This window comes from Nocardia colli, from assembly GCF_008704205.1.
Lineage (GTDB): Bacteria > Actinomycetota > Actinomycetes > Mycobacteriales > Mycobacteriaceae > Nocardia > Nocardia colli.
Genome location: NZ_VXLC01000001.1, coordinates 659,772 through 680,825 on the forward strand (window position 1 = coordinate 659,772; position 21,054 = coordinate 680,825).

The 21,054-nt window shown below is 67.5% G+C and carries 23 protein-coding genes, 1 tRNA gene and 1 pseudogene; 10 read left to right on the forward strand and 15 right to left on the reverse strand.

Annotated elements, in window-relative coordinates:
• Positions 1 to 4: 4 nt before the first annotated feature.
• The 5 genes from F3087_RS03205 to F3087_RS03225 all read right to left on the reverse strand — a co-directional run bounded on the left by F3087_RS03205 (position 5) and on the right by F3087_RS03225 (position 4,435).
• A complete protein-coding gene (locus tag F3087_RS03205; RefSeq protein WP_150400242.1) occupies positions 5 to 379 on the reverse strand; it encodes a MerR family transcriptional regulator in 375 nt (124 codons plus the stop codon).
• 140 nt (positions 380 to 519) lie between these two features.
• Positions 520 to 1,176, reverse strand: a complete 657-nt coding sequence (locus F3087_RS03210; RefSeq protein ID WP_150400870.1) for a DUF1707 SHOCT-like domain-containing protein — start codon at positions 1,174 to 1,176, stop codon at positions 520 to 522.
• A gap of 125 nt (positions 1,177 to 1,301) precedes the next feature.
• Positions 1,302 to 1,937 carry a response regulator gene (locus tag F3087_RS03215; protein ID WP_150400871.1) on the reverse strand — a complete coding sequence of 212 codons (636 nt, stop codon included), beginning with the start codon at positions 1,935 to 1,937 and terminating at the stop codon, positions 1,302 to 1,304.
• 63 nt (positions 1,938 to 2,000) lie between these two features.
• Positions 2,001 to 3,173 carry a MacS family sensor histidine kinase gene (macS, locus tag F3087_RS03220; protein WP_150400243.1) on the reverse strand — a complete coding sequence of 391 codons (1,173 nt, stop codon included), beginning with the start codon at positions 3,171 to 3,173 and terminating at the stop codon, positions 2,001 to 2,003.
• 20 nt (positions 3,174 to 3,193) lie between these two features.
• Entirely contained in the window at positions 3,194 to 4,435 is a 1,242-nt protein-coding gene (locus F3087_RS03225) for an AI-2E family transporter (RefSeq protein ID WP_223884788.1), read from the reverse strand.
• Between the two features lie 159 nt (positions 4,436 to 4,594).
• Between F3087_RS03225 and F3087_RS03230 the strand changes: the two genes are divergently transcribed.
• The 3 genes from F3087_RS03230 (at position 4,595) to F3087_RS03240 (ending at position 7,687) form a co-directional block, all read left to right on the forward strand.
• Positions 4,595 to 6,115 carry an adenylate/guanylate cyclase domain-containing protein gene (locus F3087_RS03230; RefSeq protein ID WP_191093800.1) on the forward strand — a complete coding sequence of 507 codons (1,521 nt, stop codon included), beginning with the start codon at positions 4,595 to 4,597 and terminating at the stop codon, positions 6,113 to 6,115.
• Between the two features lie 4 nt (positions 6,116 to 6,119).
• A complete protein-coding gene (locus tag F3087_RS03235) occupies positions 6,120 to 7,199 on the forward strand; it encodes a lysylphosphatidylglycerol synthase transmembrane domain-containing protein (RefSeq protein WP_150400244.1) in 1,080 nt (359 codons plus the stop codon).
• Positions 7,200 to 7,306: 107 nt separating this feature from the next.
• Positions 7,307 to 7,687, forward strand: coding sequence for a DUF3054 domain-containing protein (locus tag F3087_RS03240; RefSeq protein WP_150400245.1), 381 nt, complete (start codon positions 7,307 to 7,309; stop codon positions 7,685 to 7,687).
• A gap of 10 nt (positions 7,688 to 7,697) precedes the next feature.
• Here F3087_RS03240 and F3087_RS03245 read toward each other — a convergent pair whose 3' ends face one another.
• Entirely contained in the window at positions 7,698 to 9,377 is a 1,680-nt protein-coding gene (locus F3087_RS03245; protein ID WP_223884789.1) for an NTF2-like N-terminal transpeptidase domain-containing protein, read from the reverse strand.
• A 397-nt stretch (positions 9,378 to 9,774) separates the two neighbouring features.
• Here F3087_RS03245 and F3087_RS03250 point away from each other — a divergent pair, with 397 nt between their 5' ends.
• Both F3087_RS03250 and aroQ read left to right on the forward strand, forming a co-directional pair.
• Positions 9,775 to 10,386 (forward strand): hypothetical protein, encoded by a 612-nt coding sequence (locus F3087_RS03250; protein WP_150400246.1) that lies wholly within the window; start codon positions 9,775 to 9,777, stop codon positions 10,384 to 10,386.
• Positions 10,387 to 10,402: 16 nt separating this feature from the next.
• On the forward strand, positions 10,403 to 10,843 hold the full coding sequence (gene aroQ, locus F3087_RS03255) for a type II 3-dehydroquinate dehydratase (RefSeq protein WP_150400247.1): 441 nt from the start codon (positions 10,403 to 10,405) through the stop codon (positions 10,841 to 10,843).
• A gap of 18 nt (positions 10,844 to 10,861) precedes the next feature.
• Here aroQ and F3087_RS03260 read toward each other — a convergent pair whose 3' ends face one another.
• Entirely contained in the window at positions 10,862 to 11,308 is a 447-nt protein-coding gene (locus F3087_RS03260) for a nitroreductase family deazaflavin-dependent oxidoreductase (protein WP_150400248.1), read from the reverse strand.
• 151 nt (positions 11,309 to 11,459) lie between these two features.
• Between F3087_RS03260 and F3087_RS03265 the strand changes: the two genes are divergently transcribed.
• Entirely contained in the window at positions 11,460 to 12,587 is a 1,128-nt protein-coding gene (locus F3087_RS03265; RefSeq protein ID WP_150400249.1) for a glycerate kinase, read from the forward strand.
• A 28-nt stretch (positions 12,588 to 12,615) separates the two neighbouring features.
• Here the strand turns inward: F3087_RS03265 and F3087_RS03270 are convergent, their stop codons facing one another.
• Positions 12,616 to 12,966: a winged helix-turn-helix transcriptional regulator gene (locus F3087_RS03270; protein ID WP_375907002.1), complete on the reverse strand. Its 351-nt coding sequence runs from the start codon at positions 12,964 to 12,966 to the stop codon at positions 12,616 to 12,618.
• Between the two features lie 143 nt (positions 12,967 to 13,109).
• Between F3087_RS03270 and F3087_RS03275 the strand changes: the two genes are divergently transcribed.
• Positions 13,110 to 13,991, forward strand: a complete 882-nt coding sequence (locus tag F3087_RS03275; RefSeq protein WP_150400251.1) for an NAD(P)-dependent oxidoreductase — start codon at positions 13,110 to 13,112, stop codon at positions 13,989 to 13,991.
• Here F3087_RS03275 and F3087_RS03280 read toward each other — a convergent pair whose 3' ends face one another.
• The 4 genes and pseudogenes from F3087_RS03280 to F3087_RS47390 form a co-directional block, all read right to left on the reverse strand.
• Entirely contained in the window at positions 13,992 to 14,234 is a 243-nt protein-coding gene (locus tag F3087_RS03280) for a helix-turn-helix transcriptional regulator (RefSeq protein WP_150400252.1), read from the reverse strand.
• Positions 14,224 to 15,075: an ABC transporter permease gene (locus F3087_RS03285; RefSeq protein ID WP_150400253.1), complete on the reverse strand. Its 852-nt coding sequence runs from the start codon at positions 15,073 to 15,075 to the stop codon at positions 14,224 to 14,226. Before F3087_RS03285 ends, F3087_RS03280 begins: the two co-directional genes overlap by 11 nt.
• A gap of 33 nt (positions 15,076 to 15,108) precedes the next feature.
• Positions 15,109 to 15,186, reverse strand: a tRNA-OTHER gene (locus tag F3087_RS03290).
• A 362-nt stretch (positions 15,187 to 15,548) separates the two neighbouring features.
• Positions 15,549 to 16,001: pseudogene (locus tag F3087_RS47390) on the reverse strand (ATP-binding cassette domain-containing protein); the annotation flags it as partial.
• Positions 16,002 to 16,160: 159 nt separating this feature from the next.
• Between F3087_RS47390 and F3087_RS03300 the strand changes: the two are divergent.
• From F3087_RS03300 to F3087_RS03310, 3 genes are all read left to right on the forward strand, one after another.
• Positions 16,161 to 16,958, forward strand: a complete 798-nt coding sequence (locus F3087_RS03300) for an ArsR/SmtB family transcription factor (RefSeq protein ID WP_150400254.1) — start codon at positions 16,161 to 16,163, stop codon at positions 16,956 to 16,958.
• 100 nt (positions 16,959 to 17,058) lie between these two features.
• Entirely contained in the window at positions 17,059 to 17,541 is a 483-nt protein-coding gene (locus tag F3087_RS03305; protein WP_150400255.1) for a peptidylprolyl isomerase, read from the forward strand.
• A 64-nt stretch (positions 17,542 to 17,605) separates the two neighbouring features.
• On the forward strand, positions 17,606 to 17,950 hold the full coding sequence (locus tag F3087_RS03310) for an MmcQ/YjbR family DNA-binding protein (RefSeq protein ID WP_150400256.1): 345 nt from the start codon (positions 17,606 to 17,608) through the stop codon (positions 17,948 to 17,950).
• Positions 17,951 to 18,007: 57 nt separating this feature from the next.
• On the opposite strand, the gene F3087_RS03315 is transcribed toward F3087_RS03310, so the two are convergent.
• The 3 genes from F3087_RS03315 to F3087_RS03325 all read right to left on the reverse strand — a co-directional run bounded on the left by F3087_RS03315 (position 18,008) and on the right by F3087_RS03325 (position 20,880).
• Positions 18,008 to 18,370: a hypothetical protein gene (locus tag F3087_RS03315; protein ID WP_191093747.1), complete on the reverse strand. Its 363-nt coding sequence runs from the start codon at positions 18,368 to 18,370 to the stop codon at positions 18,008 to 18,010.
• Positions 18,371 to 18,479: 109 nt separating this feature from the next.
• Positions 18,480 to 19,169: a nitroreductase family protein gene (locus F3087_RS03320; RefSeq protein ID WP_150400257.1), complete on the reverse strand. Its 690-nt coding sequence runs from the start codon at positions 19,167 to 19,169 to the stop codon at positions 18,480 to 18,482.
• Positions 19,170 to 19,311: 142 nt separating this feature from the next.
• Positions 19,312 to 20,880: an alpha/beta hydrolase gene (locus F3087_RS03325; RefSeq protein ID WP_150400258.1), complete on the reverse strand. Its 1,569-nt coding sequence runs from the start codon at positions 20,878 to 20,880 to the stop codon at positions 19,312 to 19,314.
• Positions 20,881 to 21,054 lie beyond the last annotated feature (174 nt).

Consider the following 21,054-nt stretch of genomic DNA (forward strand, 5'->3'; position numbering starts at 1 on the left):
GGAACTATCCGGTCTCCGCGAAAGGCGCCGCGGCGCGGTCGATCACGTCGTCGAGGACCTGACGCGAGCGGACGAGGTCGTCGATGGTGCGGTCGATCCGCCGGCGTTCGATCGCCAACTGGGCCACCAGTTCCGGCGTCGCGGACTCGTTCGGCCCGCCGTCCGCGTCGCGCATGCATGGCAAGATCTGACCGATGGTCTTGCTGTTCAGTCCCGCGGCGAACAGTTCCTGGATGTGAATGACCCGATCCACCGCCCGCTCCGAGTAGTCCCGATGCCCGCCCGGTGTCCGCTCCGACGCCAGCAGCAGCTGCTCCTCGTAGTACCGCAGCGACCGCTCACTCACCCCGGTGCGCTTGGCCAGCTCCCCGATGCGCATCCGCCACCTCGCATTTCACCGCTCGCCTTGAATCTGACATCAATGTGAAGTTTTACCGTACTCACATGACGAACACGACGGCAATCGCAGACCTCTTCGCACCCACCGCACTCGGCGCGCGCACCGCCGCGTGACGCGGATCAGTGGCCCATCATCCGGCGCCAGTGCGCCATGAAGGTGTGCTTGGCGGTGATCGAGCCGAACCGGACGCGGCCGCGCACCACCAGGTGCAGCGGGCCGAACGGCGGTCCGGTGCGCACCTTGTTGTTGACGCTGGAGCCGATCAGCTCGACATCGTTGAGGTCGACGGTCGCCTCGGCGGGGACGATCAGGGTGAGCGAGCTGCAGTAGTCGTCGACGGTCAGCTCGACCACCTGGGTCGACATGATCGCCTCGGTGAAATCCAGGGTCACGCCCGAGAGCAGGCTGTTGAGCTGCAGCGACGGCGCGACGTGCCAGGGCCCGCGCCGGTTCACCCCGGACAGGCGGGAGCGGATCACGCCGCCGGGCGCGGTCGGCGCGCCGAGCGGGGACGGCGCCGGACGGTGCTGCTTCACGAACGAGGGCGCGGTGTTCACGAAGGTCGACGGCGGCGCGGCGGGCTGGCCCACCAGACGCACACCGGGCAGATCGATGAGCACGGCGTTCAGCTCGCCGCGCGTCTTCGCGGCCAGTGCCGTGTCCATCCGCTCGGTGAACTCGCCGAGCGAGAGCATGCCGAGTCCGACCGCGCGCTGCAGCAGCTGGCCGACGTGCTCGCGCTCGACGTCGGACACGCGTAGATCCCGGTCGCCGATCGCGTCCCCGGAGCCGACGCCATTGGATTCCGATTCGGGTCCGCCCATGATTCGAGATTACCGACCCGAGGGCCGATGCGTATCAGGGCAATCCCGGATAACGGCGTACGACTTTCAGCTGGTGATCATTCGTCGAGGCCCTGCTCGATCGCGTAGCGGGTGAGTTCGACCCGGTTGGCCAGCTGCAGTTTGCGCAGCGTCGCCTGGACGTGGTTTTCCACGGTCCGGTGGCTCAGGCCGAGGCGCGACGCGATCTGTTTGGCGGACAGGCCTTTTGCGACCATCCGCAGCACCTCGGTTTCACGATCGGTCAGCGCGGGGCGGTGTGGTTCGTCGGGTTCGGCCGGTGTCGTGGCCATCCGCCGGTATTCGCCGAGGACCAGGCCGGCCAGGCCGGGGGTGAACACCGGTTGCCCGGCCGCGGTCGCGTGCACCGCCTCGATCAGCTCCGCGACCGACGCACTTTTCACCAGGTACCCCGAGGCCCCCGCCTTGATCGCGTCGAGCACATCGTCGCGTTCCGCAGACGCCGAGAGCACCAGCACCCGGCTCTCCGGCGAGACGCGCAGCACCTCGGCGGTCGCCTGTGCGCCGTTCCCGTCGGGCAGTTGCATATCCATCAACACCACCGCGGGCCGCACCGCCGCCGCCCGCCTGGTCGCCGCGCCGACCCCGTCCGCGGTGGCGGCGACGTGGAAGCCGGCCTCGGTGAGGTCGCGCGAGACGCCGTCGCGCCACATCGGATGGTCGTCCACCACCATCACCGAAACACCCTGGGTCGCAGCACTATCGGTCACGACGCACCTCCCTGTCCTGGATCGGTTTCATGTTCGCGGCACCCGGAATTCCCACTCGGTGCCGAAGCCGACGCCGCCGTCGGCCTCGGCGAGCACCGCGGCGGTGCCGCCGAGGGCCTCGATCCGTCCGATGATGGATCGGGAAACCCCGAGCCGCCCTTCGGCTTCCGCCTCGGCCAGCCGCCCTGGCGGGATGCCGACCCCGTCGTCGCGGACGCTGATCACCAATTCTTCGCCGGTGTCCTCCAGCAGCACATAGGCTTTCGCATCGGGTCCGGCGTGCAACGCGACATTGGACAACGCCGTCGCCACGGCCGCGGCGATCTCCGTGCCCGCCCAGCGGCCGATCAATATCGGATTACCCGGCGTGGACACGAACACCGACGGCGTCGCGTGCACCGTGAGCAGCGGACGCAGATCCACCTCGGCCCCACCGGAATCCCCGCGATCGGCGGTCTCGGTGATCAGCACCCGCAGCGCCACTTCCTGTTCCCCGGCGCGCTGCGCCAATTCCTCGGTGGGCCCGCCGATCTCGGTGCCGCGTCGCTTGATGTAGCTGAGCACTTGCAGGACCCCGTCGTGCACCTCGCGCGAAAGCCGTTCCCGCTCTTCGGTGGCCGCGGTCAGCCGGACCGCGCGTTCGAGCTGATCCTGCGCGCGCCGCGCGGTATTCGCGGCCAGCCCCAGGGCCAGACCGACCGAAACCAGCACCGGCACAGTGGCATCGGTCCACACGTCCTGCCCCCACTGATCGCGCACGGTCAGCGCGACCGACGCGATCAGCACACCGGACAGCACCCCGGCCACCGGCCCGCGCAGCACCCCCGCCCCGATCACCGCGTTGGCGGCCCACAGCGTCGTCGGCAACGTCTGATGCCCGTGATACCAGTCGTAGTCGGCGACCAGCCGGGTCGCGGCCATCAGCGCGATCACCACGACATGGTCGCCGAGCACCACCCAGACGCGCACCCGCCGCACATCGGGAAACCGCCACTGCGACAACATGATCGCCGACGCACCGGACCAGACCGCCATCAACGCGATGAGCACCCAGCTCAGCCGCTGATTCTGGTAATAGGGCGCGGACGCGAACTGTTGCAGCACCGCGTACAGCAGCGTCACCAGCCGCAGCGCCTGCGCGGCCCGCCACAGCGGCGTGGTCGCCACATCGGCCGAACTCTGCTCAGCCCCGCGCGCCATCGAGCCCCCTCCCCCGCGGCTCAGCCCTTCGGCGGGCCGTCATCGGATTCCGGCTCGGCGATCCGGGTTTCGCCGGCCTCTTTCTCGGCCAGCGTCGCCACATCGAACCGGCCCGGTTCCGGATCGTCCGGTTCGACCTCGCCGGTCTGTAGCTCCTCGAATATCTCTTCCGGGCTGTCCGCGAGCAACGATCGGATGGCGGTGTTCATCACCGCGACGAACGGCACCGCGAGCAGACCGCCGGCGATCCCGCCGAGCACCACGCCCGCGGTGATCGCCAGCACCACCGCCAGCGGATGGATGCTCACCGCGCGCCCGAGCAGCAGCGGTTGCAGCACATGCCCTTCCAGCTGCATCACCGCGATGATGATGCCGAGCACGATCAGCGAGGTGATCAGCCCCTTGGTCACCAGCGCGATGAACACCGCGACGAACCCCGCGACGAACGCGCCGATGATCGGGATGAACGCGCCGATGAACACCAGCGAGGCCAGCGGAAGCGCCAGCGGCACACCGAGAATGCCGAGCCCGGTGCCGATACCGATAGCGTCCACCGCCGCGACGGCGACGGTGGCGCGGACGAACCCGACCAGCGTGCCGAACCCGAGCTGCCCGGCGGTGCGGACCTTCTCGCGCTGCTCGGTCGGGATGATCCGGGTGACGAAGCGCCAGATCTGATCCCCGCCGTAGAGGAAGAAGATGAGGATGAACAGGGTCAGGAAGGTGCCGGTGAGCAGCTCGGCGATCACCGTCGCGGTGGTCAGCGCCCCGCTGGTCAGCCGGTCCTGATTGGACTGGATGGTCTTGATGATCTGGTCGCCGACATTGCGGATCTGATCGTTGCTCAGATGCGGCGGGCCGGTGATCAGCCAATCCTGGATCTTGTGAATGCTGTTGGTGAATTCGTCGGACAGCTGCGGCACGCCGGCGATGAACTGCTCGACGACGAACGTCATCACCCCCGCGACCAACCCGAGCGACCCGACCAACGCGACGAACACGCCGACCGATCTGGGCACGCCTAGTCGTTGTAGCCAGTCGACCAGCGGCGCCAGCAGCGCGGCCGCGAGCAGCGCGATGGCCAGCGGAATGACCACCGTCGCCAGCTTCTGCACGATCGCGGCGAGCGCGATGGTCGCCGCGAACAGGATCAGCAGCCGCCAGCCCCACTCGGCCGACACCCGCACGATCGGATGTACCGAGTCAGCGGCGGGCCGGGTCAGCGAGGCTTTCCGCTTCGGGCTTGGCTTGGGGTCCGTCACCTGGCCGAGCATAACGAGCGTACGGCTGTCTTGTCCGTCCCCGGCCTGCGCCGGGCGGGGCGAATGCCAGGGGACTGAACAGCGCCGCGGGGAGGCGCACATGATCGAAACGCTAGATTGTTGGTTGTGTCAGCGCCCTTGGAAGCGGTCAAACAGACCATGCGAACGCGCTGGCCGCTGTACCTGACCTCGATGCTGCTGGCCAACGCGTTCGGAGCGGTGCTGGTGTGGGCCTTCATCCAGTACGGCCTGCCGGTGCCCGAGGGCGCACACGACGGCGCCCGCAGCACCGGCCTGCTCATCCCGGCCCTGGTCTTCCTGACCGGCGGACTGCTCAGCATGGCCGCGTCCGCGCTGATGCTGCGCCCGGTGATGCGCTGGCAGATGCGCGGCGGGCCACCGAGCAGGCAAGAGCAGATGGCCGCGCTGCACGCCCCGCTGCGTCAAGCCATTCTGCATCTGGCGCTGTGGCTGATCGGCGGCGCCATCCTCGCGTTGCTGATCATCACCGACGAACCCAAGCTGGCGGGCGCGGTCATCGTCACCCTGTGCATGGCCGCCACCATCGTGTTCGGCTTCACCTACATGCTCGGCGAACGCATCCTGCGCCCGGTCGCCGCGGCCGCGTTGACCGCGGGCACCTTCGATCACACCCTGACCCCCGGCGTCGGCACCCGGATGGCAATGACCTGGGGCATGGGCACTTTCGCCCCCACCATCGCCATCGTGCTGCTGTGTATCACGCAGATCTCCTCGGACGTGAAGTTCTCCGCCCAGTCGCTGGCCATCTCCATCCTGCTGCTCTGCGGCGTGGTGATCCTGCAGGCGCTGGCCCTGTCCATGCTCACCGGCTCCAGCATCTCCGACCCGGTGCGCCAGCTCAGCCAGGCCATCGACCGGGTGCAGGAGGGCGCGCGCGACGTCCAGGTCGAGGTGTTCGACGGCAGCGAGATCGGGCTGCTGCAGGTCGGATTCAACCGGATGATGGAGGAGGCGGCCAAGCGCCGCCAGCTGCAGGAGCTGTTCGGTCAGCACGTCGGCGAGGAGGTCGCCCAGCGCGCACTCGACTACGGCACCGAGCTCGGCGGTGAAACCCGGTTCGTCGCGGTGCTGTTCGTCGACATGGTCGGGTCCACCGCGACCGCCGCCGAGCGCCCGCCGACCGAGGTGGTGAGCCTGCTCAACGAGTTCTTCCGGATCGTGGTCGACGTGATCGACCGGCACAACGGCTTCGTCAACAAGTTCGTCGGCGACGCGGCGCTGGCCATCTTCGGCGCGCCGCTGGACCGGCCGGACGCGCCGACCGCCGCGCTGGCCGCGGCCCGCGAGTTGCGCGAGGTGCTGCGCGAAGTACCCGGACTGGATATCGGTATCGGCGTCTCGGCGGGGCTGGCCGTCGCCGGAAATATCGGTGCGGCAAATCGTTTCGAATATACGGTGATCGGCGATCCGGTCAATGAGGCCTCCCGGCTGACCGAGCTGGCCAAAGACCAGCCCGGACGCACCTTGGCTTCGGGCAGCGCGCTGTATTTCGCCGATGAAAGCGAGCAGGACAAGTGGGAAACCGGCGACGAGGTACAGCTGCGCGGACGGCGCCGAAAAACGCTGCTCGCCTATCCGAAAGACAGCGCCGACCGGCCCGATGCTGCAGACAGCGAAACGGTCCGTTCGTTAGGCTGACCTGGTGACCGCCGATGGGGAACTGGCAGGAGAACCTGCGGCGCCACCCACCAGCCGAAGCAAATTCTGGTGGGTCAAATGGCTGCTCGGCGTCGCTTTGCTGGCATTACTGATCGCCGAAGGTATCTATCTGTGGCCGCGACTGCACGAATCGTGGCGAAAACTCAGCGACATTCACTGGGGGTGGGTCACCGCCTGTATTTGGCTCCAGGCTTTGTCGATGAGCGGATTCGGGCGGGTGCAGAAACAACTGCTCAACGCCGGGGGTGTCGAGGTAAGTCAGCGGAAATCCGTCGCCGTGGTCTACGGCGCGACCGCCATGTCCGTCACCCTGCCCGCGGGCCAGGTGTTTTCCACCGCCTTCACCTATCGGCAGACCCGGCGCTTCGGCGCGAGCCCGATCGTCGCGTCCTGGCAGCTGGTGTTCTCCGGCGTGGTCGCCGCGGCCGGGCTGGCGCTGCTGGGGGTGGGCGGCACGCTGCTGTCCGGCGGGACCATCGGGCCGTTCAAGTTGATCCTGTCGCTGGCCGCGGTCGTCGCGGTGGTGTGGGGCGGCAACTACGTCTCGCGCAATCCGGGGTCGCTGGAAGCGCTGCTGCGCAAGGCACTCGGCCTGGTCAACCGGCTACGCAAGCGTCCGGCCGAGCAGGGCGCGGCCAAGATCGCCGACGTACTCGGGCAATTGGAGTCGGTGGATCTGGGCAAGCGCGACGGCGCGCTGGTCGCGCTGTGGGCGGTGCTGCACCGGTTCGCCGACGTGGCCTGCCTCGGTGCCGCCTGCTACGCGGTCGGCGCGGACCCGCGGCTGGCCGGGCTGCTGCTGGCGTTCGCCATCGGCAAGGCGGTCGGCTCGATTCCGTTCGCCCCCGGCGGGATCGTCTACGTCGACGCGACGCTCATCTACGGCCTCACCGCGGCCGCCGGGCTGCCCGCCGCGCAGGCGGTCGCCGCCGCGTTCGTCTACCGGCTGGTGAGCTTCATCCTGGTCGCCGTCGTCGGCTGGATCGTGTTCCTGTTCCTGTTCCGCACCCCGCAGGACGACGACGCCGAGTTCGAGAAGGAATTCTCGCAGCGCCGGTTCTGACCGCGAACATACCGGTCCCGACCGCGAACACACCGGTCCCGACCGCGAACACGCAGCGCCGCAGGCGCTTCACATTCGCCCACACCCACCCCACTACGCTGGCGCGGGTGAAGAAACTGGTGCCGTTGGTGGTAGATGCGCTGCTGGTGATTCTGTTCTGTGCGATCGGCAGGCGCAGTCACGACGAGGCGGTGCTCACCGGACTACTTCGCACGCTGTGGCCGTTCGCGATCGGCCTGGCGATCGGCTGGACCGTCGCGGTGGCCGCGGCGAGCCGGATGTTCGGCGACGCGGGGCGCGACGCCCGGTTCGACGGAACTGCCCTGTGGCCCACCGGGATTCTGGTCTGGCTCGGCACCCTGTGCGGCGGCATGCTGCTGCGTGCGGTCAGCGGTCAGGGCACCGCGTTCAGCTTCATCGTGGTCGCGACCGTGGTGCTCGCGCTGTTCCTGCTCGGCTGGCGCGCGGCCATCAAAGCGTTGAATTGAGCAGGCCGGCTTAAGTTTCCGGCGCGGCCAGCGACTGGAGCATCCGCACGGCCATCCGCGCGGTGGCGTCGCCGCTGTCCACGTCGTTGATGTGGATGGCGAAGGCCAGGTCGCCCATGATCGCGATCAGCCAGCCGTCGCGTCCGGCGGTCGCGCTGAATCCGTTGACGTCGCGGTAGCCGCGCAGGCTGGCCAGCTCCGGCGCGTTGGTGGAATCGCGCAGCATGCCGTGCAACCGGTCGGCGATCTCCGGGGACAACGGACCGAGCTGGGCGTCGGTGGTGCTCGGCCGCGCGACCTCGATCATCGGCGGCGGCACCTCGCCGCGCGCGATCGCGGCGGCGGCGATCGCCATGCCGAACGGGCTGGCCAGCACCGCATCCGAGCCGCCGCCCTGCTTGACCTGCTCGGCGCTGCGGCCGGCCACGGCCAGCCGTCCGGTCACCTCGTCGAGCCCGGGCACCTTGAAGTCGACGCCGACGCCGAGCGTGGTCGCGGCCTCGGCCGCCTCCTGTGCCGAAATCTCGTGCGGGGCCTTGCCTTTGCTGACCGCCGCGATATTGCGGAACAGCTCGATATTGCCGCCGACCGGATAGAGGCCGGTGAAGGCGACCGGTCCGTGCTCACTGGCCTGGGTGTTCTGCGCGACCGCGACCACCGCGCCGCTGGACGGCTGGATGGCCACGATCGAGGCCGGGGTCGCCGCGCTGACCACCGCGTCCTCGGCCGCGCGTTGCAGCCGCTGATCCATGGTGCCCGCGATGTCCGGGCCGGGCGGGCCCTGCACGCCGGCCAGCTGGCCGACGAAGCGGCCGTCCTGCTCGAAAACCTGCACGCCCCAGCCGGAGTGCTGCTGCTGGCTTTCCTGCTGCACCTTGCTCAGCGCGTCGAGCATGGGCGACCAGACCCGGCGGTCGGCGGAGATCAGCCGGGGCTGCTTCTCCATGACCACGCCGGGGATCGGCGCCATGTCCTTTTCCAAGATGGCGAAGTCGGGCTCGCGCAGATTCACCGCGACCACCGGCTTGCCCTGCGAGGTGGCCACCTGCTGCATCAGCGACGGCCCGGTGATCAGCGGGGCGACCGGTTCGATTGCCTTGGCCAGCGCGTTGGCCGAGCCGACCGGGTCGGGCATCTTCGCCGGGTCGAGCTTGATCACGTTGATGGTCTGCTCGGTCATCAAGGGCTGGCCGGCAATGTCGTTCACCCGCGGGGCCGGCGCCGGTTCGGTGCGCACCAGGCGCACGGTGCGGTTGTGGTCGAGCTGCGGCATGACGATCGCCGGATCCCAGGAGATGCGCCAGCCGATGGCCAGCTTGCGCACGTTGCCCTGCAGGCTGTAGGTCCAGTTTTTGCCGTCGCCGAAGTTCCAGTCGGCGTCCATGCTGAAGATCGCCGCCTCGGAGTCGAGGCCGATGTATTGCGTCTTCTTGTAGTCCGCCTTGCCGGGTTGCAGGCCGGCAAACATTTGCTTCAGCGTTGCCGAAGCCGCCGAAGGGTAGGACGTGAGCTCCGAAGCATGGACGTAGTCCTGCTTGTCCAACAGCTCGGTGAAGCGCTCGACTACGGCTTCGGCCTCATTCTTTCCCTCGGTTACGCCGCACGATCCCATCGCGATCGCGAGCGCCGCCACCCCCGCGAGTGCCATAGCGCCCCGGACGCGAAAGCGGCGGGATCCCCAGACATCCATGTCGCCCACTCTTCACTCTTGTCACTCCAGTAACAAGACCACCGTACCTGAAAAAGACCTGTCTGCGGTGCCTACGCCGCAAGGACGTTACCCATGCTCAGCATCTCAATTGTGCCCGAAATCTCCCGTCCCGGGGGACCCGTCATGATCGTTGTCCAGTGCTACGGCGACAACCGGCGCCGCTACCGTACCGGGGCCCCGCGCAAAGTTGTGCACTTACTGCCTTACTCGGCGTTTCGGATCAATGAGTACCCAGAGCGAGCGTCTACGAACCGCGAATCACCCCCGTTAACCAGTGGCGAACTCTGTTCGCACAGAGCGGAACCATTGGCATCGATTGCGTCGTAATCTTGTAATCAATGTAAGCAACGCTGAAAAGTAAGTAGGTGATCCCCTCATGAGACACGAACACCGGGGACGGGGTTTCGGACGACCGGGCGGCTGGCAGCAGGCCGACCTACCGGATCCCGCGGACGCGCCGGACTGGTTCGCGGGCAGGTTGCCCGCCGACTGGTTCGCCGGTCCACCTGTCATCGAGATCGATCGGGACGAGATCGTGGTCGTCGGCGAACTGCCGATCGGCCAGCCGGAGAAGACGCCGGTCGACGTCCCTGCGGAAGGCGACGCGGACGCGCCGACCGAGGAAGTTCCGCAGGCGACGAAGGAAGGCGCGATCTCGCGCTTCCGCGAGTCGACCCGGTCGGCCCGCATGCAGATCGCGGACGAGGCGCAGCGCCGATATGGACGCAGCGTCGCGTGGGGCGTGTCGGTGGGCGGCGAGCGAGTGCTGTTCACCCACCTGGCCGTTCCGGTGATGACCCGGCTGCGGCAGCCCGAACGAAAAGTTCTGGACACGCTCGTCGACTCGGGCGTGGCGCGCTCGCGGGCGGACGCGCTGGCCTGGACGGTGAAACTGGCGGGCAAGCACGCGGAATCCTGGTTGGAGGAACTGCGCGGCGCCATGCGCAAAGTCGACGACCTGCGCTCCGAAGGGCCGCAGGGGCTCTAGTACTAAGGTTGCGGGCATGTCCGCACCCGGTCCGATCCTGGTTCTCAACGGCCCGAACCTGAACATGCTCGGCACCCGTCAGCCGGAGGTCTACGGGTCTGCGACGCTCGACGACGTGGTCGAACTGTGCCGGCAGACCGCGCAGCGCTACGGCCGCGAGGTCGCCGCCTTCCAGTCCAATTCCGAAGGCGCGCTGATCGACCGGATCCACGCGGCGCGCGGCGTCGAATCGGGCATCGTGATCAACCCGGGCGGGCTCACCCACACCTCGGTGGCCCTGCGGGACGCGCTGGTGATCCCGGAACTCCCCATCGTGGAGGTGCACATCAGCAATGTGCACGCGCGGGAGGAGTTCCGGCATCACTCCTACATCTCCCCGATCGCGACCGCGGTGGTCGCCGGGATGGGGATTCAGGGGTACGCGGCCGCGATCGAATTCCTGGTTCGCTCGGCCTGATCGCGGCGGCCCGGTTCGTCAGTCGATCTGGAAAACCGGGAATCCCGGTGCGATGGCGGCCAATTCGGCGTCGGTCGCATCCTTGGTGACGCCTTCGAAGAACTTGCCGACCTCCCAGCCCCACTTCTGCAGGTACAGCCGCAGCAGCGGGACCTTGTCCGCGTCGGCGATCTCGGTGGCGGTGAATTCCTCGACCTTGCGGCCGAGGCGCAGCTCACCGCCGCCGGCGACGCGCAGGTTGCGCACCCACTGAGTGTGTCCGCGCGGGGCGACCAGGAAACGGGCGCCGTCGTCGCGGACCATCAGGTTGACCATCGTGGTCCGCCACTCCCCGCTCTTGCGCCCGCGGACCGCGAGCAGCCGCGAACCCATGACGCTGATCCCGAGCCGGGGCAGCCAGTTGAAGATCCGGTTCATGATCGGGTCCAGGCCGGCCGGGCCGATGTAGCGGGTGCTGTGGTCCATGTTCTGACTCCTCATAGTGAGCACTGCTCTCTGTTGTGATAAGTGTTCCATTTTCGCGAACGCAAAGTCAAGAGCACTGCTCTCTTTTTATGTTTACGCAGCTCAGCAGGGCTGCCGCGCGGTTGGGCGCGGCGCACCCGACAATGTTGGGATGACGCGCGAGGCTGTTCGCCGGGTTGTGCTTGCCCCGGACAAGTTCAAGGGGTCGCTGACCGCACCGCAGGTGGCCGCGGCCCTTGCCGAGGGCATCGCGGGGGTCGTGCCGGAGGTGGAGATCCGCCAGGTTCCGGTGGCCGATGGTGGTGACGGGACCGTCGACGCGTTCGTGGCGGCCGGGTGGACCCGGGTCACGTTGACCGCGCCCGGACCGACGGGGGTGCCCGGCAACACGTCGTACGCGCGGCACGAAGCGACGGCCGTGCTCGAATTGGCCGCGGTCGTCGGACTGGAGAAACTCCCTGGGGGCCAACCGGATCCACTCGGCGCGAGCACCTTCGGCCTGGGCGTGGTCATCGCGCACGCCCTCGACCACGGCGTCACCGACATCGTCATCGGGCTCGGCGGCAGCGCGTCCACCGATGGTGGCGCGGGCATGGCGCAGGCGCTCGGCGCACGTATTCTGGACGTCGATGGCCACGAATTGCCGCACGGCGGTGCGATTTTGGCGCGCGCCGACCGACTGGACCTGGCCGGCCTGCACTCCGGAATCGCCTCCGCCACTGTCACATTGGCCTGCGATGTCGACAACCCGCTGCTCGGGCCGGCCGGTGCCGTCGCGGTCTATGCTCCGCAGAAAGGGGCTGACACAGCAGATCTCGAAGCCTTGGAGTCCGCCCTCACCCGCTGGGCACGCCTGGCCGGACCCGGCTTCGCGAACGAGCCCGGCGCCGGTGCCGCGGGCGGAACCGGTTTCGGCGCCCTCGCCTTGCTCGGGGCACAGGTGCGCAGCGGCATCGAGGTGATCCTCGAACTCCTCGACTTCCCCGCCCTACTCGACGGCGCCGGCCTCGTCGTCACCGGCGAAGGCTCCCTGGACAACCAGAGCCTGCACGGCAAGGCGCCCATCGGCGTGTGCGAGACCGCGCGCAAGGCCGGCGTCCCGGTGATCGCCGTCGTCGGCCGCACACTCCTTGCCGCCCAGGAGATTCGAGCCGCGGGCTTCACCGCCTGCTACGCCCTCACCGAGCTGGAGCCGGACCCCGCCCGCTCGATCGCCAACGCGAGCCAACTGCTGCGGCAAGTCGGCGCCCAACTAGCAGACCAGCACCTGACTCCATAAAGTCACTGTGACGCAACCGATTACGGCGTCAGCTCGCTGACGCGAGCAGGTTGCCGAGGAGTTCGCCGCGATGCTTGTCGCCCCACTCCTCGAGCGGACGCAGCGCGACGGCCAGCTCCGCGCCGAGCGGCGTGAGGGAGTACTCGACCCGGGGCGGAACCTCGGGATAGACCTCGCGGTGCACCACGCCGCTCGCCTCGAGCTGACGCAGGTTCTCCGCGAGCACCTTCTCGCTGACCCCGGTCAGCAATCGCCGCAGCTCGCCGAACCGGATCGGGTCGGCGCTCAGCGCCCACATCAGGTGCAGCTTCCATTTGCCGCCGACGACATCGATCGCCACGGACATGCCGCACACGTCGTGATCCGCGTCACTGCTCATGTCCACCGCACTCCTTCTGACCGTATTTCGAACCTCTAGGTAAGCAACCCCACCTGGACGTTCGGTCTTCCCGACTCTACCTGCGGCAACGAGTATTGAACCCGGCGCCGACACCAACACATCGAGAAGCGAAGGGACACACAATGTCCGATCAGACCACCCCCCGCTCCGTCTCCGTCGTCGGCCTCGGGCCGATGGGTCAGTCGATGGTCCGGGCCTTCCTGGACGCCGGCGTCGAGGTGACCGTGTGGAACCGCAGCACCGACAAGGTCGACGCGATGGTCGAGCTCGGCGCCCAGCGGGCCGCGACGGTCGCGGAGGCGCTGGCCGCGAACGAGGTGACGGTGCTGAGCCTCACCCACTACGCCGCCATGTACGACGTGCTCGGCCAGGCGACCGATCAACTGGCCGGCAAGGTGATCGCCAACCTGTCCTCCGATTCCCCGGAAAAGGCGCGCAAGGGCGCGGAGTGGGTGCGTTCCCATGGCGCGCAGTTCATTTCGGGCGGCGTGATGTCGGCCGGTGACAACATCACCCATCCCGCGTCATACATCTTCTACAGCGGACCGCGCGAGGTCTTCGACGCGCACGCCGAACTGCTGCGACCGCTGAGCCCGCAGGAGTACCTCGGCGCGGACGACGGGCTCGCCCAGGTCTTCTACCAGGCGTTGCTGACCATTTTCCATCCGTGGCTGCTCGCGTTCGACCAGGCGACCGCGATGATCGACCGTTCCGGGCACAGCATCGCCCAGTTCGTTCCGTTCGCCGTGCGCTCGGCCGCCGCGTTCCCCTACTTCATGGAGGAGTTCTCGGTGGCCAACCAGAACGGCGGCTGGGCCACGCTGGCCAGTCTGAAGATGATGGACGCGGGCGCGCAGCACATCATCGACGCCAGCGAGGAGGTCGGCGTGGACGCGACGTTCTCGCACACCGCACAGTCGTTGTGGCGCAAGGCGGTTGCCGCCAGCGAGGAGAAGGGCGCGGCGGTCTCGACCTACGCGCTGCTGCACGGCGCGCAGGCGTAGTCAGGCGGTTTCGGTGGCGGAGCCGAGCCGCGGGAACGGGTCGGTGGCGAAGATGACCTCCACCGCCACTTCGAAGTACGCCGAAATCCGCAGTGCGAGATGCAAACTCGGGCTGTACTCGCCGCGCTCGAGGTAGCCGATCGTCTGATAGTGCACGCCGAGCGCCTCCGCCAGCTCGCGCCGGGAGATGCCGCGCTCGGCGCGCAGCATCGCGATGCGGTTGTAGATGACCTCAGTAGGCACGCTGCATCGCTTTCTCCCGGCGCAGGGCGACGCTGGAACCGGATTCCCGCCGCGCCATCCGGCGCAACATCACCGGCGCGGCGAGCAGTCCGACCACCGCCCAGATGCTCAGCACCCCAACGGTTTCCAGCGTCCGCCAGGACTGCCCGAGTTCGGCGGCCACCGCTTGGTCCGGCAGCATCGCCGAGCGCATGCCGAGCCCGAGCCAGTACACCGGAAACACCTGGGCCGCGCCCTGCACCCAGCCGGGCATCGAGGTGATCGGATAGAAGATGCCGGACACCGCGACCAGCCCCATGATCGGAAACGTCATCAGCGCGAAGTCGCGCGGGTTGGCGAACATCGACCCGAACACCGCACCGGCGGGCAGGGTGGCGAGCAGCCCGAGCACCATCACCCAGATCAAGGTCAGCCACGCCCCGGCATGATCGAGCGCGAGCCCGTCGACGATGAACGAGCCGGCCACCAGAATGACGGCTCCGGGGATCAGCACCATGCCGGACACCTGGATGATCTTGCCGACCAGGTAGCCGACCATGCCGTTCGGGGTCGCCTTGGCCCGCAACAACGTTCCGTCCTCGCGATCGATGGTGAGCTGCTGGCCCATGCCGACCATCCCGTTGATCGCGACGAGCATGCCGATCACGCTGGGCAAGGCGAGGGAGCCGAGCAGCAATCCGCTCGACTGGAACGACGCGTGCCGCATGAAGAACAGCACGATCAGCACGAGCACGGGCCAGAACAGCAGCCCGAACAGATCTTGACCATTGGTGACCATCTGCCGCAGCTCGATTCGGCCGCGGACCCAGCCCTGCCGGACCGCCACCACGATCGGATTCATCGCCCTACCTCCTCGATCGTGTGCACCTCGGCGTCGACCTGACCGGATTCGAACCGGCGCACCAGCGTCATGTACGTGTCCTCCAGCGAGGCGCGGCGGACCTCCAGGTCGCCGATCGCGTCGCCGTGCTGCTTGAACAGGTCGTAGACGAACTCGGTCGATTCGGTGGTCGAGTGCACGAACCGTTGCCCGTCGTTGGTCCAGCTCACCTCGGCCGCGCCGGCGATCCGGCGGGAGAGCTCGTCGGCCGAGCCGTCGGCGATGATCCGCCCGCCGGCCAGCACCAGGATCCGGTCGGCGAGCTTCTCCGCCTCGTCGAGGTCGTGCGTGGTGAGCAGGATGGTGGTCTGCTGGTCGTCGGCCAGCCGGTGCACCAGGTCGTGGAATTCCCGCCGGGCTTCCGGGTCGAAGCCCGCGGTCGGCTCGTCCAGGAACAGCACCTCCGGGCGGCCGACGATGCCGATGGCGACGTCGATGCGGCGGCGCTGGCCGCCGGACAGGTCGTTGATCTTGCTGGACGATTGCTCGGTGAGGCCCACCGCCTTGATGAGTTCGTCGGTGTCCCAAGGCCGTTGGATGCGATCGGTGCTGTACGGCGCATAGAAGGCGCCCAGGTAATCCAGTAGTTCCCGGACCCGCCACTTCCCGTGATCACGCCACGATTGCAGGACGACGCCGATGCGCGCTCGCCATGCCTCGCCGCCGTGTGCCGGATCGACGCCGAGCACCTCGACGCGGCCGGCCGACCGCATGCGGAAGCCCTCCAGGATCTCGATGGTGGTGGTCTTGCCCGCGCCGTTCGGCCCGAGCAGCACCAGCACTTCGCCGTGTCGCGCCTGGAACGTCACGTCGTGCAAAACGTCGGTGGTTCCGTAGCGCATGCGCAATTTCTCGACGTCGAGTGCGACGCCCTGCCCCACTGTCATGCTGATCTCCCCGTTGCGTGCTCCCGTCGATTCGTAGCATACCTACTACATTTCGCAACGACAATGCTTTATCGGGAGGCTTAATCATTGACAGGCAGCCATAAGGCTGCCTAATCTCTAGAAATGCAGCCAATTGGCTGCATAAATCGAGAAGGTGACATGGACGAGGTATTCAAAGCGCTGGCCGACCCCAACCGGCGGCGGCTGCTGGACAGTCTCAATGCCCGCAACGGGCAGACCCTGCGCGAACTGTGCGCAGGGCTGGAGATGGCGCGGCAGTCGGTCAGCAAACACCTCGCCGTGCTGGAGGCCGCCAACCTGATCACCACTCGCCGCAGCGGCCGGGAAAAACTGCACTACCTCAACGCCGACCCGATCAACGCCATCACCGAACGCTGGATCACCCGCTACGACCGGGCGCGCGTGCACGTGCTCGCCGACCTCAAGAAAGCCCTGGAGGCAGAACCCATGAGCGACAACGCATTCGTCTACACCACCTTCATCAAGACCACCCCGGAGAAGCTGTGGCAGGCCCTCACCGACTCGGCCTTCACCAAGCGCTACTGGGGCGCCGGCTTCGACACCGACTGGCGGCCGGGCGCCGAAATGGTCTGGCACCAACAGGATTGGAGCAGCAAGGATCCGGAGCAGGTGGTGCTGGAGGCGGACCCGTACACCAAGCTGTCCTACACCTGGCACACCTTCGATCCCGCGTTCGCCGCGGCGTTCGAGATGAACCCGGACGACGTCGCCGCCTGGGCCCGCGAGCCGCGCTCCCAGGTCTCCTTCGAACTCGAGCAGGCCGGCGACACGGTGGTCAAGCTGACCGTCGTGCACGATGGCTTCCCGCCGAACAGCGCTGTCCTGGAAGGGATCAGCGGTGGCTGGCCGAGCATCCTGTCCAACCTCAAGTCCCTGCTGGAGACCGGCGAGGTGCTGCCCGACCTGGCCATGTAGTCGTCCCGGTAAGCTGCACAGGTCCGTGTCCAGCTCGGTTGGAGCACGCGTCCGTCAGGGCGACTGCGGGACTGAGCCCGTCGCACAAAGTGGGGAAATCATGATCAAGGTCCTGCTCCAGACCTCTATGGGTGACATCGAACTCGAACTCGATGAAACGAAGGCGCCCAAGACCGTGCGGAACTTCCTGACCTACGTCAACAGTGGTCACTACGACGGCACCATCTTCCACCGCGTGATCGACGGCTTCATGATCCAGGGCGGCGGGCTGGACCAGACGATGCGGGAGAAGCCGGCGCCGAACCGGGTCGAGAACGAGGCCAAGAACGGGCTGAAGAACGTCATCTACAGCGTCGCCATGGCCCGCACCTCCGACCCGCACTCGGCCTCGGCCCAGTTCTTCATCAACACCAGCGACAACGCGTTCCTCGACTACCCCGGGCAAGACGGTTGGGGCTACGCGGTTTTCGGCAAGGTCTCGCGCGGCAACGACGTCGTCGACCAGATCGGCAAGGTCAAGACCGGCGGCCAGGACGTGCCGGTCCAGCCGGTGGTGCTCACCTCGGCCACTGTGACCCGCTGACCAGGGCCGTTACCGATCCGGCGACCCAGGTATATTGCGGACTCCAACTTTCGAGGGGTCCGCGGTGGCAGTACAGAGTGACGAGTTCTTTCGAATAGTGGGCCGGCTCGTCGATGTGCAGAGCACCAAGGGTGAGCGGTACACGTCCTACAAAGTGCGCGGCAAGCTGTTCGGCTACTACTGGCCGCGCACCCAGACCGTAGGCCTGAAACAAACACTCTCCGAACAGAAGGCCCTGGTCTCCGAACGCCCCGACGTCTTCGAGGAACAGTTCACCGCAGGCGGTTTCGGCTGGGTGGTCGTCCACCTGGCCGGCCTCGACCTCGACGAACTGTCCGAACTGGTCTTCGAGGCCTGGCGCCTGTCCGCCCCCGAAGACCTCGCCGAAATGCACTCGCCGCCTTCATGATCGAGTCGCGCTATTTCACGAAATGAATCGAGTGCGCGACCGGATTTCACCGAAGTATCAGCCGCGGTAGATCTCTACATAGGCGTTTGTGGCAAGGGCGACTACGCCGGGGCCGACACCCGTGCATGCGGTGGAAATGCGCTGGCCGTCGGGGGTGAAGGGGTAGCTGAGAATTTTGTAGGCGCCGACGCCGTAAATCGGGAACGGGCCGCTGGCGTAGAGACCGAAGCAGTCGACGTGCAGGACATAATTGCTGCCACCGTCGGGCTGGCAGACGGCGGATGCACCGAAAAGGTCGCGCTGAACAGCGCAGTCCTGGGGTGCTGCCTGGGCGCTACCGGAACCGATAATCGCGACGAAGGCGAGGCCCGAAACACCGGCGGCCGCGACCCGGGCGGCGGCGGTAATTGTCTTCTTCATATGAACTCCTCCTATTCCAGTGTGCTGTCGGTACGGCGCGCTGGAATGTTACGGGAGCCCACTGAATTCGCTGCCCCCAAATTCGGGGGCATCGAGTGCCGAGGGTCGATCAGATTCGGATGAGGACCTGGTCCATCGTCTTTCGAACGAGGTCAGGGACCACGGAATCGTCGGCGGGATAGCCGATCGGGACCACGGCGAAAGCCTTTTCGTTGCGCGGCCGATTCAGGACCTCGCCGAGGAACTTCATCGGGCTCGGGGTGTGGGTAAGCGCGGCCAGGCCGGAGATGTGCAGGGCGGACAGCAGCATGCCCACCGCGATGCCGACGGATTCGTCACCGTAGTAGTGCTTGTAGGTGGTGCCGTCGGGGCGCAGGCCGAAGCGCTGCTGGAAGACGACCAGCAGGTAGGGGGCGTCGGTGAGATGCGGCTTGTGTTCGTCGGTGCCGAGCGGGCGCAGCGCGGACAGCCACTCCTCGCCGAGCCGGCCGTTGTAGGAGATCTGCTCCTCCGCCTCGGCGGCCGCCCGGATCTTGGCCCGCACCTCGGGATCCTCGACGAGCACGAACGTCCACGGCTGTTGGTGCGCGCCGGACGGCGCGGTGTTCGCCACCGCGATCGCGTCGAGCACCAACTGCTCCGGCACCGGGTCGGTGGAGAACATCCGCACGGTGCGGCGCTCGTCCATCCGCGCGCGGAACGCGGCCGACTTGGCCAGCGCCTCCTCGACCGGAATCCGGTTCGGGTGGTAGGGAATTGGCGTATACGGGTGGCCGTGCAGCGGCATCCAGGTGGTCATGGTTTGCAGTGTGATCCGCGTCAACTGGGCAGGCAATACCGAGACGAACTTACCGTCCACCCGACCAGACATCCGCCGCGAAACAGACCGGGCGAGCCGAAAAAGAAGAAATCGACTTGAATCACGCGGTGCGAGAACGGTTTCAGCGCACCGGCAGCGGAGCCTCCGCGGCCTCGGTGATGGTGACCCGGCCGGTGTCGAGATAGGTCATCACCGCATCGTCGACGACCTGGTTCCCCCGGCCGAAGTTTCCGTGATCCCCACCTTCGACGGTGATCAGGGAACCGTTCAATGCCTGTGACATCGCCGGTCCCCCTTCGTATTTGGTGAGCGCGTCGTGACGACTCTGCAGAATCAGCGGTCGAGTGTTCAAGCCCGCCCCGGTGATCCGGACCGGCGTGGTGACGGGTTTCCATGCCCCACAGGCCATTCCGGACCGGACCAGATCGGCCCGCGCATCCATGGCGTTGCCGCCGGACGCGATGGTCGCGATCGCCGAGCCGATCACCTCGAGCCGCCCGGGAATCGCGTTCTCGTTGCAGGTGATCGCCGCGAACACGAACTGCCCGGTGGAGTCGGTCGAGGTCGCGCCCTCGATGGTGCGCAACCGCTGCACGTTCGACGGATTGGCCATCGCGTCGGCCATCGCCCGGGCAAAGGTAGGCCAGTAGGTGCGGGTGTAGCTGGCGACCGAGGTCGCGCCGAGCAACGGACCTTGCGTGGTGGCACCGCGAGAGATCAACGTGCGCAACAGATTCTGCAGCTTTCCGGTCTGCTCGAGGCTGCCGGTGTACCCGTCGCGCGCGATCTCGGCCAGCGGCTCGGGCAACGCGCCCGGCAGGTCGGCGAGACTGGCCGGCGGCGGCGTCAGGTTGGCGTACCAGCCGCCGCCCTGGTCGACCGCCATGCGCACCCAGTTCTGATAGACCTGCAAAGCGGTGTCGCCGAGGTGGTATTCGCCGCTGTGCTCGGCGATCCAGGCGAACAGATCGTCGAGCCGCTGCTTGCCCGCGATCTGCTGCTGCGCGAATTCCTCGGTCCACACCCAGTCGGGATTGACGTTGGAGTCCAGCACCATTCGCTCGACCCGGTCCGGGAACAGCGAGGCGTACACCGCACCGAGGTAGGTCCCATAAGACGTGCCGAGGTAGCTGATCCGGTCCAGCCCGAGCGCGGCACGCACCGCATCCATATCGCGGGCGGTGTTCTCGGTGGTGATGGTGTCCAGATAACCGGGATGCGCGATATCGCAGGCCTTCTTGATGGCAGTGCGATCGCCGCCGCCGAGCGCGACCCGTCCGCCGTCCTCGGCCGCGCAATCCAGCGGGGTGGCCCAGCGCAATCCGCGCGGCTGCACCGCGAGCCGGTCGTAATGCGCGTTCAGCTCGGCGGGCAGCACCTCGGTCCGCAGTCCCCAGAAGTCCAGACCGTCGGCGCCGGGCCCGCCGGGATTGGCGAAGATCGCGCCGCGCCGCTCGCCGGCCGCCGCGATCCGGCTGACGGTCAGCTGAATCTTCGGCCCGTCCGGATCGGCGTAATTCATCGGCACCTCGACGACCGCGCACTGCACGCCGTGCCCCGCGACCACCGAACCCGCCGGGCAGGCCCCGAAGGCCGGCGCGGCATCGGCCAGGCCGGACCCGATCGATCCGCCGAGCAGGCACACCGCCATGGCAGCCGCGGCCCGCGAAAACAGCCGTACCTTCATCATGTTTCGTACCTCCACGGGCCGCCGCCACGCGTGCGTGTGCGACCCCGATCAAGAGCATTCTGCGCAGGCCGCGAGCGACAAACAAGTCGAGCGCCCGATTCCGCCGGTCAGCGCACCGCGGCGCGGTCGTCCCCAGTCCCGGGCGGCGCTCGGCGATATGTGTCGTGGAATGCG

Bases quoted from the DNA above. Each gene is read 5' to 3' on its own strand.
- F3087_RS03205 (WP_150400242.1), bottom strand. From the start codon at position 379: ATGCGCATCGGGGAGCTGGCCAAGCGCACCGGGGTGAGTGAGCGGTCG.
- F3087_RS03215 (WP_150400871.1), bottom strand. From the start codon at position 1,937: ATGGTGGTGGACGACCATCCGATGTGGCGCGACGGCGTCTCGCGCGAC.
- macS (WP_150400243.1), bottom strand. From the start codon at position 3,173: ATGGCGCGCGGGGCTGAGCAGAGTTCGGCCGATGTGGCGACCACGCCG.
- F3087_RS03230 (WP_191093800.1), top strand. From the start codon at position 4,595: ATGCGAACGCGCTGGCCGCTGTACCTGACCTCGATGCTGCTGGCCAAC.
- F3087_RS03245 (WP_223884789.1), bottom strand. From the start codon at position 9,377: ATGGATGTCTGGGGATCCCGCCGCTTTCGCGTCCGGGGCGCTATGGCA.
- F3087_RS03250 (WP_150400246.1), top strand. From the start codon at position 9,775: ATGAGACACGAACACCGGGGACGGGGTTTCGGACGACCGGGCGGCTGG.
- aroQ (WP_150400247.1), top strand. From the start codon at position 10,403: ATGTCCGCACCCGGTCCGATCCTGGTTCTCAACGGCCCGAACCTGAAC.
- F3087_RS03260 (WP_150400248.1), bottom strand. From the start codon at position 11,308: ATGGACCACAGCACCCGCTACATCGGCCCGGCCGGCCTGGACCCGATC.
- F3087_RS03265 (WP_150400249.1), top strand. From the start codon at position 11,460: ATGACGCGCGAGGCTGTTCGCCGGGTTGTGCTTGCCCCGGACAAGTTC.
- F3087_RS03270 (WP_375907002.1), bottom strand. From the start codon at position 12,966: ATGAGCAGTGACGCGGATCACGACGTGTGCGGCATGTCCGTGGCGATC.
- F3087_RS03275 (WP_150400251.1), top strand. From the start codon at position 13,110: ATGTCCGATCAGACCACCCCCCGCTCCGTCTCCGTCGTCGGCCTCGGG.
- F3087_RS03285 (WP_150400253.1), bottom strand. From the start codon at position 15,075: ATGAATCCGATCGTGGTGGCGGTCCGGCAGGGCTGGGTCCGCGGCCGA.
- F3087_RS03300 (WP_150400254.1), top strand. From the start codon at position 16,161: ATGGACGAGGTATTCAAAGCGCTGGCCGACCCCAACCGGCGGCGGCTG.
- F3087_RS03305 (WP_150400255.1), top strand. From the start codon at position 17,059: ATGATCAAGGTCCTGCTCCAGACCTCTATGGGTGACATCGAACTCGAA.
- F3087_RS03315 (WP_191093747.1), bottom strand. From the start codon at position 18,370: ATGAAGAAGACAATTACCGCCGCCGCCCGGGTCGCGGCCGCCGGTGTT.
- F3087_RS03320 (WP_150400257.1), bottom strand. From the start codon at position 19,169: ATGACCACCTGGATGCCGCTGCACGGCCACCCGTATACGCCAATTCCC.
- F3087_RS03325 (WP_150400258.1), bottom strand. From the start codon at position 20,880: ATGATGAAGGTACGGCTGTTTTCGCGGGCCGCGGCTGCCATGGCGGTG.